Annotated in this window: 11 protein-coding genes; 8 read left to right on the forward strand and 3 right to left on the reverse strand. The window is 66.2% G+C overall.

All coding sequences use genetic code 11. From position 1 onward, the window contains the following. Window positions 1-183: 183 nt before the first annotated feature. Window positions 184-1,260, reverse strand: coding sequence for an ABC transporter substrate-binding protein (locus tag J2Y55_RS21875; protein ID WP_310157964.1), 1,077 nt, complete (start codon window positions 1,258-1,260; stop codon window positions 184-186). A 253-nt stretch (window positions 1,261-1,513) separates the two neighbouring features. On the opposite strand from J2Y55_RS21875, the gene J2Y55_RS21880 reads away from it, so the two are divergent. The 7 genes from J2Y55_RS21880 to J2Y55_RS21910 all read left to right on the forward strand — a co-directional run bounded on the left by J2Y55_RS21880 (window position 1,514) and on the right by J2Y55_RS21910 (window position 7,720). Beyond that, on the forward strand, window positions 1,514-2,245 hold the full coding sequence (locus J2Y55_RS21880) for a GntR family transcriptional regulator (protein WP_310157965.1): 732 nt from the start codon (window positions 1,514-1,516) through the stop codon (window positions 2,243-2,245). Window positions 2,246-2,439: 194 nt separating this feature from the next. Further along, the gene (locus tag J2Y55_RS21885) at window positions 2,440-2,922 is read left to right on the forward strand and encodes a GNAT family N-acetyltransferase (protein ID WP_310157966.1); all 483 of its coding nucleotides are present in this window, start codon (window positions 2,440-2,442) and stop codon (window positions 2,920-2,922) included. A 4-nt stretch (window positions 2,923-2,926) separates the two neighbouring features. Then, window positions 2,927-3,478, forward strand: a complete 552-nt coding sequence (locus J2Y55_RS21890; protein WP_310157968.1) for a dihydrofolate reductase — start codon at window positions 2,927-2,929, stop codon at window positions 3,476-3,478. A 151-nt stretch (window positions 3,479-3,629) separates the two neighbouring features. Beyond that, entirely contained in the window at window positions 3,630-4,808 is a 1,179-nt protein-coding gene (hflK, locus tag J2Y55_RS21895) for an FtsH protease activity modulator HflK (RefSeq protein WP_310157969.1), read from the forward strand. After that, a complete protein-coding gene (gene hflC / locus J2Y55_RS21900; RefSeq protein WP_310157970.1) occupies window positions 4,805-5,728 on the forward strand; it encodes a protease modulator HflC in 924 nt (307 codons plus the stop codon). Before hflK ends, hflC begins: the two co-directional genes overlap by 4 nt. A 20-nt stretch (window positions 5,729-5,748) precedes the next feature. Continuing rightward, entirely contained in the window at window positions 5,749-5,940 is a 192-nt protein-coding gene (locus tag J2Y55_RS21905) for a DUF2065 domain-containing protein (RefSeq protein WP_310157972.1), read from the forward strand. A gap of 259 nt (window positions 5,941-6,199) precedes the next feature. Continuing rightward, window positions 6,200-7,720, forward strand: coding sequence for a Do family serine endopeptidase (locus J2Y55_RS21910; RefSeq protein ID WP_310157973.1), 1,521 nt, complete (start codon window positions 6,200-6,202; stop codon window positions 7,718-7,720). Window positions 7,721-7,835: 115 nt separating this feature from the next. Here J2Y55_RS21910 and serB read toward each other — a convergent pair whose 3' ends face one another. Beyond that, window positions 7,836-8,720: a phosphoserine phosphatase SerB gene (gene serB / locus J2Y55_RS21915; protein ID WP_310157974.1), complete on the reverse strand. Its 885-nt coding sequence runs from the start codon at window positions 8,718-8,720 to the stop codon at window positions 7,836-7,838. Here serB and miaA point away from each other — a divergent pair. Next, complete coding sequence (gene miaA / locus J2Y55_RS21920; protein ID WP_404979003.1) at window positions 8,691-9,659, forward strand: tRNA (adenosine(37)-N6)-dimethylallyltransferase MiaA; 969 nt, start codon at window positions 8,691-8,693, stop codon at window positions 9,657-9,659. The two genes, serB and miaA, sit on opposite strands and share 30 nt — an antisense overlap. Before the next feature lie 3 nt (window positions 9,660-9,662). On the opposite strand, the gene J2Y55_RS21925 is transcribed toward miaA, so the two are convergent. Further along, window positions 9,663-11,135 carry a GGDEF domain-containing protein gene (locus J2Y55_RS21925; RefSeq protein ID WP_310157975.1) on the reverse strand — a complete coding sequence of 491 codons (1,473 nt, stop codon included), beginning with the start codon at window positions 11,133-11,135 and terminating at the stop codon, window positions 9,663-9,665. Between the last annotated feature and the right edge of the window lie 249 nt (window positions 11,136-11,384).

Here is an 11,384-nt window from a genome sequence, read left to right on the forward strand (position 1 = left end):
GGGGGGCCGAAGGCATCCCGCTCATGGGCTGCGCCGGCGCAGATATTCGCCGGCGAAGAGAAGCAGCGTCATCACGACCAGCGGGATCATGGATCATGGCGACGGCTGCCAGCGTCGGATTGATCTGGAGCAGCGTGTCGCTCCACATCTGGCGCGGCAGCGTCGAGACCGCGCCGCCAGCTGTCAGCGCAGCAGCCAGGCGTTGAAGCGGTCGAACATCTTGTCCTTGTTGGCGCCCCACCAGTCGTCGTTGATCTGGGCCATGCCCTTGAAGTTCTCGGGCGCGGTCGGCAGGAATTTTGCCCGCTCCGGCGCGATCTTGTCGAAGGCCGCGGGGTTGGTCGGGCCATAGGCGAGGGCGCTGGTATAGGCGGCCTGCCGCGCGCCATTGGCGCAGTATTTGATGAAGCGCTTGGCGAGCGCGGCGCGCGGCGAGCCTTTCGGGATCGCCCAGCCTTCGAGCCCATAGAGCGCCTGGTTCCAGATCAGCTGGACCGGCGCGCCGCTGTCGATCGCGGCCTGAATGCGCGCATTGCTGCTGTAGAGCATGTCGACCTCGCCGCTCTGCAGCAACTGGGTCGTCTGGCCGAAGCTCGCCCACCAGACGCTGATATGCGGCTGGATCTCGTCGAGTTTCCTGAAGGCGCGATCGACATCGAGCGGGTAGAGCTTGTCGAGCGGAACGCCGTCGGCCAGCAGCGCGCCTTCCAGGACGATGATCGGGCTCTTGGGCAGCGAACGGCGGCCGGGGAATTTCTTCACGTCGAAGAAATCCGCCCAGCTGTTGGGCGCGGTCTTCATCGTGTCCTTGCGATAGGCGAGCAGGCTGGCAAAGACGTTGGTGCCCATCCAGTCGGGCTGGCGCGCCGCCGGGATGAGCGCATCCATCTCGGGCCCGCTCCAGTCCAGCGGCTCGAGCAGCCCCTGGTCGGAGAGCAGCTTGCGCGATGAAAGCGTCACCGACACCACGTCCCAGACATAGGATTTCGCCTCGACGATCGCCTTGATCTGGCTGGTCGGCTCGGCCTCACGGGCGACATTGACGATCTCGACGCCGGTTTCGGCCTGGAAGGGCTTGTAGAAGGCGGCGCCGAAGCCCGATTGATAGATGCCGCCCGGGTCAGCGACGGTGATCTTCTCGGCGGCGAGCGCCGATGACACCGAGCCCATCGTCGCTGCAGCCGTGGTCAGCGCGGCGGTGGCGAGAATGTCCCGGCGCGTCGCCTTCGGGGTCACGTCTCGATCATCGGTCGTCGTCATGGCGCATCTCTCCCCTTCGATCGTCACTCAGGCAATGTGTGAAACGAGGCTGTCGGCGATAGCGTCCGCAAGCTGGCGATCGGCCCGGCACGATCTCTGCCGACACCGCTTGGCAAGCGGCGTGGCGTCGTGGGGGCGACAATCATTCTCGCGGATATTCATTTTCCATATTGTCGACAATACGCAGGCACGCTAGTCTTGCAAGCGTAAATAAGTGGCTGCCAGGCAGGCGCTCGCCGGAAATGAGACCATCATGAGCTTGACCCGCGTTCCGGATGGCCAAAGCCTCGTCTCCGACGAAGCCGTGCCGAGGCTGTCCCTGACTGTGGCGGCCCAGCCTCTGACGCAGCAGATCGCGAACCATATCCGCGACCTGATCATTCATGATGGCCTGAAGCCCGGAGAGCGCATCCGCGAGCAGCCGATCTCCGAGCAGCTGCGGGTCTCGCGCACGCCGATCCGCGAGGCGCTCCAGATTCTCGCGACGGAACGGCTCGTCGACATCCTGCCCAATCGCGGCGCCCTCGTGGCCAATCCCGGCGTCGAGGATCTGCGCGGCATGCTGAAGGTCTACAGCATGCTCGACGGGCTCGGCGGCGAACTCGCCTGCCTTAGCGCCCAGCCGGCGCAGGTGGCGGAGGTCGAGCTGCAATACGGCCTGTTGCAGGTGGCGTTCGAGGCCAAGGACCGCTCCGCCTATTTCCAGGCGAACCAGGCCTTCCACCTCGGCATCGTCGCCGGCTCGGGAAATCCGACGCTGGTCGAGATCCACGGCCAGTTGAACCTCAGGCTCTATCGCACCCGCTATCTCGCCGTCATGCAGATCAAGGACTGGACTTCGGCAGCCTACCAGCACGCCGACATCCTGAAGGCCTTCCTCGATCGCGACGGACCGCTGCTCAACCGGCTGCTCCAGGCCCATCTGGGCTTCGCCTGGCGCCAGGCGGAAGGCGTCGTCGAGACGCCGGCCCTCGCGAGCGCCTGAACGGCTGCATCTCCTATGAGACAGCCTTCTGCATGTCGCGCCGGTTCTGCCGGCTGGTGTTTTTCTGGGTTATGCAAGAGACAAATCTGAGGGTGTCGGCTTGCCGATTCTCCTTCATGCTTCCAAGAACTGCATGCTTCCAAGAACTTCACGCTTTCATGAACGCGGCGGTCGTCGTCGCAGGGCCTCTCGCAATGAGCTTGACCATCCGCCCCGCCCGTCCAGACGAGGCTGGCCTCGTTCTCGGTTTCATCAAGGAGCTGGCCGAATACGAGAAGCTGCTGCATGAGGTCGCGGCGACGGAGGCCGACATCGCCTTGGCGCTGTTTGGCGCGAATCCGCGCACATTCTGCGACATCGCGGAGTGGGAGGGCGAGCCGGTCGGCTTTGCGGTCTGGTTCTATACCTATTCCACCTTCTCGGGCCGGCATGGCATCTGGCTGGAGGATCTCTATGTGCGGCCCGGTCAGCGCGGGCGCGGCATCGGCAAGGGGCTGATCGCGCATCTTGCCAGGCGCTGCGTCGAGGAGGGGCTGCCGCGCCTGGCTTGGTGGGTGCTGAACTGGAACGAGCCGTCGCGGGTGTTCTATCGCTCGATCGGAGCCGCCGCGCAGAACGAGTGGACGGTGAAGCGGCTCGAAGGCGAGGCTTTGGCGCGGTTGGGGCAGGGAGGCTGAGACGATGCCAGCGCTTCCCCTAGTCCCAGAGCTTCCCCTCGTCCCAGAGCTTCCCCTCGTCATTGTCGCAGCCGTCGCCGACAACAATGTCATCGGCGACGACAACAAGCTGATCTGGCGCTTGAAGACCGACATGCGGCGGTTCCGCCGCCTGACGACGGGTTGCCCCATCATCATGGGGCGCAAGACCTATCTCTCGATCGGCAAGCCGCTGCCGGGGCGCGAGACGATCGTGCTGACGCGCGATGCGCATTTCAGCACTGAGGGTGTGCATGTCGCGCATTCACTTGAAGGAGCGCTCGAACTCGCCCAGAGCCTGGGCCGCGCGATGGGGGCGCATTCGGTCATCATCGGCGGCGGCACGGAGATCTATGGTCAGGCCCTGCCTTTCGCAGACCGGCTCGAACTGACCTTCGTGCATGCGACACCGCAGGGCGATGCGGTTTTCCCGGACTGGAATCGCGCTGCCTTCGACGTCGTCGCGCGCGAAGAGCATCCCCACGGCCCCGATGACGAGCACGCCTTCACCTTCGCGACCTTTCGCCGCCGGCCATGAGCCGGCTTTCCGTTGACGATGAATGACTTGCGCCGTTGACGAATCCATGTCCCATGCCCAAGTCAGCGCCACGGCCCCGCAAGGGCGCTGACAAATGGCCGGCATTCGCCTATTGCACGGCCTGACACGAGCGTAAGGGAACGGCGCAAGTATGCCTTGGAGCAACCAGAGCGGCGGTAGTGGGAGCGGTGGCGGCGGGGGTGGACCCTGGGGCAATCGCGGAGGAAGCGGCGGCGGTGGCGGCCCTTGGGGCGGCGGCTCGAATGGCGGCGGCAGTGGTGGCGGTTCGCCGCCCGATCTGGAAGAGATCCTGCGGCGCAGCCAGGACCGGCTCAAGAATTTGCTTCCCGGCGGCAATGTCGGTGGGCGTGGTCTCGTGCTCGGCGTGCTCGTCCTGGTGCTGGTCTGGCTTGCGACCGGCGTCTATTTCGTGCGCCCCAACGAGGTCGGCCTCAACACTGTCTTCGGCAAGTACATCGGCAAGACCGGTGAAGGCGCCAACTGGAACTGGCCCTATCCGATCGGCGGCGTGATCAAGCCCCAGGTGACCAATGTCGTCACCACCGAGGTCGGCTTCCGCACGGTCGAATCGGTGCGCACCTCGCGCCAGACCGACGTGATCGAAGAGAGCCTGATGCTGACCGGCGACGAGAACATCGTCGATGTCGACGTCATCGTGCAGTGGCAGATCGACCCCGTCGCGCCCGAGAACTACGTCTTCAATATCCAGGATCCGCCGGGCACGGTGAAGGCCGTCGCCGAGAGCGCGATGCGCGAAGTCGTCGGCCGCCGCAACATCCAGCCGGTGCTGACCACCGATCGCGGCGCGATCGAGACCGAGGTGCGCCATTTGATGCAGGAGACGTTGGACACTTATAAGGCTGGTGTCCAAATCCGCCTGGTGCAGATGCAGAAGGTCGATCCGCCGCAGCAGGTCATCGATTCGTTCCGCGACGTCCAGGCGGCGCGCGCCGACCAGGAGCGCCTGCGCAACGAAGCGCAGACCTACGCCAACCGCGTCGTGCCGGAAGCGCGCGGCCGTTCGGCACAGCTCGTCCAGTCGGCTGAAGCCTATAAGGACCAGACGGTGGCCGAAGCGTTGGGTCAGGCGAGCCGTTTCAATGCGGTCTATGCGCAGTACAAGAATGCGCCGGCCGTGACTCGCGAGCGCCTCTTCATCGAGACGATGGAACGCGTGCTCGGCGGCACCGACAAGGTGATCATCGACCAGAAGAATGGCAGCCAGGGCGTCGTGCCCTATCTGCCTCTCAACGAACTCCAGCAGCGGCGCACGGCGCCGGGCGCTCAGCAGGGAGGAGCGGTCCGATGAACGGTTCGATCCTGCGCGTTGGTGCGCTCATCCTCGTCGGCCTCGTCGCGGTCCTGCTCTATGCCGGCACCTTCGTCGTGCAGCAGACGCAATCTGCCATCGTGCTGCAGTTCGGGCGGGTGCGCACCATCGCGACCGCGCCCGGGCTCTACTTCAAGCTGCCGGCGCCGTTTGAGACGGTGACCTTCCTCGACAACCGCATCCTCGATCTGGACTTGCCGTCGCAGGAAATCATCGCCTCGGACCAGAAGCGGCTCGTCGTCGATGCCTTCACGCGCTACCGGATCTCCGATCCGCTGAAGTTCTATCAGGCGGTCAACAGCATCCCGCGCGCCAACTCGCAGCTTGCCTCGATCGTCAACGGCAATGTCCGCAGCGTGCTGGCCGAGGCGAGCTTCACCGCCATGGTCCGTACCGACCGTTCGCGCTTGATGAGCCGTATTCGTGACGATGTGAACCGCGAGGCGGCGCGCTTCGGCATGACCGTCGTCGATGTGCGCCTGCGCCGCGTCGATCTGCCGGCTGCCAACTCGCAAGCCGTGTTCCAGCGCATGCAGACCGAACGTCAACGCGAGGCGGCCGAAGCCCGCGCGCTCGGCGCCCAGCAGGCGCAGGAGATCAGGGCGCGTGCCGACAGGGATTCGACCGTGATCGTCGCCGAGGCACAGCGCCGTTCGGACGAGGTTCGCGGCGAGGGCGAAGGCGAGCGCAACCGCGTCTTCGCCGAAGCCTTCGGCAAGGATCCGGAGTTCTTCGCGTTCTATCGTTCGATGCAGGCCTATGAGGCCAGCATCAAGCCGGGCGATACGCGCATGGTGCTCTCGCCCGATACCCCGTTCTTCCGCTTCTTCAATGGGCCGCAAGCCCAGCGGGATGCGGGCGCGACCACCACCGTGCCGGCCGCGCCGGCGCGGCCCTGATTCGAACCCGGGCGCCGCGTATGTGGGATTTCATCGCGGCGCTCGGCCTGGTTTTCGCCATCGAGGGCATCCTGTTCGCGGCGGTGCCGAACCTCGCCAAGGATGCCTTGCGCAGCGCAGCCGAGACGCCGGTCGACCGCATGCGGTTGATCGGAATCGGCTCCGCCGTGCTCGGCGTGCTTCTGGTCTGGCTGGTGCGTGGCGGCGTTTAGGCGGGGCCAGCTCGCAAAGGGCGGGCAGGCCGCCGTCGAAGTTCTGCATAACTGCCTTCGCGTCTGCCAGCCTTCTCGCAAGGCTCTGGCGCGGCGGCGCGCCTCCGCGAGCCTGATCGGACCGGTGCGCAGGATGCACAATGACGCGATCGTGCACCGCGATTCACGCTGCATCGCGCTTCCGCCGCATTTTCAGGTTCATTACTTGGGCCTATTCTGGCAGGCTGATTGCCTGCCCATTCTTCTCATGAGGACCCTGATGGCATTCAAACAGTCTCCTCTTCGGATCGCCCGGATTGCATTGGTCTGCAGCACGGCTCTGCTGCCGCTGGGCGCCGTCTCGGCTCCCGCGCAGGCGAATTCGCCCGTGCTGGCCGGCCAGGTTTCGCTGGCCGATCTCGTCGACAAGGTCATGCCTGCGGTGGTCAACATCTCCGCGGTGACGACCGGAGACGCCAAGGGCCGCACCCTGCCGCAATTGCCGCAGCTCGGCCCCGACACGCCCTTCGGCGACCTGTTCGAGGAATTCTTCAACCGGCGCGGCCAGGGCCGCGACGGCCAGAATCAGCAGGGTGAGCGCCAGGCGCCGCAGCCGCGCCGTTCGCAATCGGCGGGCTCCGGCTTCGTGATCGATGCGTCGGGCATCGTCGTGACGAACAATCACGTCATCGGTGACGCCAACGAGATCACGGTGATCTTTCCCAGCGGCCTGCGCCTCAAGGCCGAGGTCATCGGCAAGGACGCCAAGGTCGATCTCGCCGTGCTGCGGGTGAAGCACGACAAGCCGCTGCCGGCGGTCAAGTTCGGCGATTCCGATGCGATGCGCATCGGCGATCCGGTGATGGCGATCGGTAATCCGTTCGCGCTTGGCGGTTCGGTCTCCTCGGGCATCATCTCGGCCCGCAACCGCGACATCAGCCAGGGACCCTACGACACCTATATCCAGACCGACGCTGCCATCAACAAGGGCAATTCCGGCGGCCCGCTGTTCAACATGGCGGGCGAGGTCATCGGCATCAACACGGCGATCCTGTCGCCGACGGGCGGTTCGGTCGGCATCGGTTTCGCCGTGCCGTCCTCGCTCGCGGCCAATGTCGTCGAGCAGCTGCGTGAGTTCGGCGAGACGCGCCGCGGCTGGCTCGGCGTGCGTATCCAGAGCGTCGACGACGCCACCGCCGAGGCGCTTGGCCTCGGCACGGCGCGTGGCGCGCTCATCGCCGGCATCGACGACAAGGGGCCGGCCAAGCCCGCGGGCCTCGAGATCGGTGACGTGGTCGTCAAGTTCGATGGCAAGGAGGTCAAGGATTCGCGGGACCTGCCGCGTATCGTCGCCGCCACGCCTGTGGGCAAGGATGTGCCTGTCAGCATCGTGCGCAAGGGCAAGGAAGAGGTGAAGACCGTCAAGCTTGGTCGCCTCGAGGATGGTGAGAAGGTCCAGCCCGCCTCGGCACGCACGCCGGCCGAACCGGCCAAGCCTGCCGTGACCAGCGCTCTTGGCCTCGAATTCTCGCCGCAGACCGAGGAGCTGAAGAAGCGCTACGCGATCAAGGAAGGCACGAAGGGCGTCATCATCACCAAGGTCGACCCGAATTCGAACGCCGCCGACAAGCGCATCTCGGTCGGCGAATTGATCGTCGAGGTCGGCCAGGAGCCGGTGAACTCGCCTGAGGACGTGACCAAGCGTCTCGATGCCTTGAAGAAGGACGGCAAGAAGTCCGCCTTGCTTCTGGTCTCGAACGCGCAGGGCGAGGTCCGCTTCGTCGCGGTGTCGATGAACTGACGCTGGGCGTCATGGAGTTGCGAAAGGGCGGCCGTCGAGGCCGCCCTTTTTTGTGTTGTCGCTTTGGAGGCTTTGTTCCGGAGCGTCGAGATTCCGGAGCTTCCGAGGCCGGGCGCTACCTGACGATCTCTGCGCCGGTATAGCCCTGGGCATAGAGCAGCGCCGTCAGATCGGCGTGGTCAAGCCGCGCATGGGCGGCGGCGGCGACAGCCGGCTTGGCGCGGAAGGCTGCGCCCAGGCCCGCTTCGCCCAGCATTGCGAGGTCGTTGGCGCCGTCGCCGACGGCGAGCGTCTGCGCCGGGGAGAGGCCAAGACGCCCGCGTAATTCCAGCAGCGCATCGAGCTTGGCCTGCTTGCCGAGAATCGGGTCGGCGACCTCGCCGGTCAGCACGCCTTCATGCGCAAGCAGGACATTGGAACGGTGCTCGTCGAAGCCGATCGTCGCGCTGATCGGCCCGGTGAAGACGGTGAAGCCGCCCGAGACCAGCGCGGTATATCCGCCATGCGCGCGCATGGTGCGCACGAGGGCCGATCCGCCCGGCGTCAGGGTGATGCGGTCAGTGATGATCTCGCCGACGACCGAAAGCGGCACGCCCTTCAGCAAGGCGACGCGCTCGCGCAAGGCCGGCTCGAAGGCGATCTCGCCGCGCATGGCGCGCTCGGTGATGCCGGAGACCTTCTCCTTGAGGCCGACATAGGCGGCGAGCTCGTCGATGCATTCCTGGCCGATCATGGTCGAATCCATATCGGCGAGGAACAGCGCCTTGCGCCGCGTCGCTTCCGGCTGGACGACGATATCGATCGCGGCATCCGCGAGCGCGAGGCGGATCTCGGCTTCCAGCTTGCGCGCGTCGTTCGCTTCCGCGAAGACGTCGGCGGCGATCTCGCCGTCGAGGCGCGCGCTGCGCACGATGCCGGGGATGGTCGCTGAGAGATGGCTCAGCAAGCTGTCATCGACCAGCGCCTGGCCATGGGCGGAAACGAGCGTGGCGACGAGCATGTGGAAGGACCGGGCAGGGTGACGATCAGGGCGGTGCTCATCGCAGGTCCGACGGCCAGCGGCAAGTCCGCGCTGGCGATGGCGATCGCGCGACGCTTTGGCGGCACTGTGGTCAATGCCGACTCCATGCAGGTCTATGCCGATCTCCGGATCATCACGGCGCGCCCGACGCAAGCCGAGGAAGCGTCCGTGCCGCATCGGCTCTATGGCCATGTCGATGGTGCGGAGAACTATTCGGCGATGCGTTACGCCGCCGAGACCGGCGCGCTGCTGGCGGAGCTCCAGCAGGCCGGCTCGCTACCGGTGCTGGTTGGCGGAACCGGGCTCTATTTCAAGGCGCTGACCGAAGGGTTCTCGGCGATTCCGCCAGTGCCGGAGGCTGTGCGGACGGCGTTCCGCGCCCGTGTCGAGGGGCTGGAGACGGCAGCCTTGCATGATGAACTGCGGGCGCGCGATCCAGCCATGGCGGAGCGGTTGCGGCCGAGCGACCGCATGCGGACCATGCGGGCGTTGGAGGTGCTGGAGGCGACGGGGCGTTCGCTGGCGAGTTTCCAGGGTGACCGCCGGCCGGGCCCGCTCGACGGCCTGCCGCTGCTGCGCCTCTTCGTGGCGCCGGAGCGCGAGGAGATCCGCGCGCGGATCGACCGGCGCTTCGAGGCGATGATGGCGGAAGGCGCGCTGGACGAGGTCGCGCGCCTGCGCGAGCGTCGGCTCGACCCTCTGCTGCCGGTGATGCGCGCCCATGGCGTGCCGGGACTGATCGCCCATCTCGACGGAGATCTTCCGCTGGCGGAGGCGATCGCGCGTGGGCAGGCCGATACACGCGCCTATGCCAAGCGGCAGGTCACCTGGTTCCGGCATCAGATGGCGGGATGGACGGCGGTCGCACCTGGCGCTGCGCTGGATGCGGCCTTGCAGGCGATCGAGGCGGCGTCCTGAGGCTCAGGCCGCGGCGGCGGCCGTGGTGACGAGGGCGGTTTCGGCCAGCCTGATGCAGTCGCGGCCATCGTTCTTGGCGCGGTAAAGCGCGCGGTCGGCGCGTTCGATGAAGGCGGTGAAGTTCTCGCCCTTCTGCCGCGTGGCGATGCCGAAGCTCGCTGAAACCTGCAAGGCCAGCGTCTCCGACACCGGCAGGCGCTTGGTTTCGAGGGTGTGCTGCATGCGTTGCGCCATGCGCCGCGCCGTCGCTGCATTGGCGCGAGGCAGGAAGACGGCGAACTCCTCGCCGCCGAAGCGGCCGACGAGGTCGCTGTCCGAGCGAACCGTGCCGAGCAGCAGATCGGCGAAGGCGCGGATCACAGCATCGCCGGCGGCGTGGCCGTGGCTGTCGTTGACGCTCTTGAAATGGTCGAGATCGACGATGATCAGGGAGGTGTCGTCGCCGCTCGCATCGCAGGCCGCGATGGCGGCGTTGGCCTTCTCGATGAAGGAGCGCCGGTTCAAGAGTGCCGTCAGCGGGTCGGTCTCGGCCAGGCGGCGCAATTCCTGCTCGCGCTCCTCGCGCTGGCCGATCTCCTGCGAAAGGGCCCGGCGCGTTGCGCGTTCGCGGCCGATCTCGAGCGCCAGCGTTGCCGCCCGGCTCTGCAGGGTCTGGTTGGCGACCATCAATTCGGAGACGTCGGTCATCGTCATCACGAGCCCATCGCCGAGCGGCGCGATGGCGATCTGCAGCCAGGTGACCTTGCCGCCATGGCTGAAGGAGGTCTCGATCATGTCGCTGCGGCGCAGTTCGATGGCGTAGAGGCAGCGTCGCCAGATCGTGGCGTCGGCGAGGAAGGGCAGGCTCTCTCGCGCATCGGTATCGTGCAGGTTCTCGTCGCCCCGGCCCGCCATCACCGCCGCGCGTTGATTGGCGGTGATGATCAGCGTGCGCGTGATGTCGCCCTGGTCGTCGCGCATGGCCCGCAGCGCCACGATGCCCGAGGGCGAGGTCTCCAGGACAGTGGTGAGAAGCTCCTCATGGAACTGCAGCGGACGGCTGAAGACGATGAGAAAGCGCTCGCCATTGCGCGCCGTTGTCGGCATCACCAGCCGCTCCCACAGACAGACGCGAACGGTCTTGAGCGAGCGATGCACGGTATAGGCCGGTTTGCCGTCGCTGAGCGCCTGATCGTAGCAGGCGGCGGTGAAGCGGGCGACCTGGGGCGTCATGCTGGAGATGCGCTCGCCGAGCCGGCTGCCGCCGACATAGCGCGTGATCTCGCGCCCGTAATGGACATAGGTGTAGTCGCCGTCCCCTGTGCGAGCCAGCACCATCACATCTTCACCGAAATGCGACAGAACCTCGTCGCAGAACGCTTCATGCGGCGCGCCACCCTCACCTTGGGCATGCCGCGCGAAGCGGTTCAGGAGCTCGCCGATTTCCTTCGCATGGGCTCGCGCCACGATGTTTTCGGTGTGGACTTCCTGATACATGGCGTTCCTGAATCCAAGTCGGTCGACGCTATCAGCGCGTCCTTGAAAAAGTGTTCCCTTCGGTCAATCGATTTTCGGGTTTGGCGGCGGGGGCGGGCACGCCTGCTCGCGCGGCTGCGGGAAGGCGGTTCGCCTTGGCGCTTGACCAGGCGCGGCGCCTCGGCTAGCGTCCGGCAATATCTGCAAAGGGCGGAAGCGCGATGCGCAAGCTTATTATCGTACGGGTGCGCTGGTAGGGGCCGGTTTTAA

Origin of the sequence: Allobosea sp. BE125 (assembly GCF_031456075.1) — a bacterium.
GTDB lineage: Bacteria > Pseudomonadota > Alphaproteobacteria > Rhizobiales > Beijerinckiaceae > Allobosea.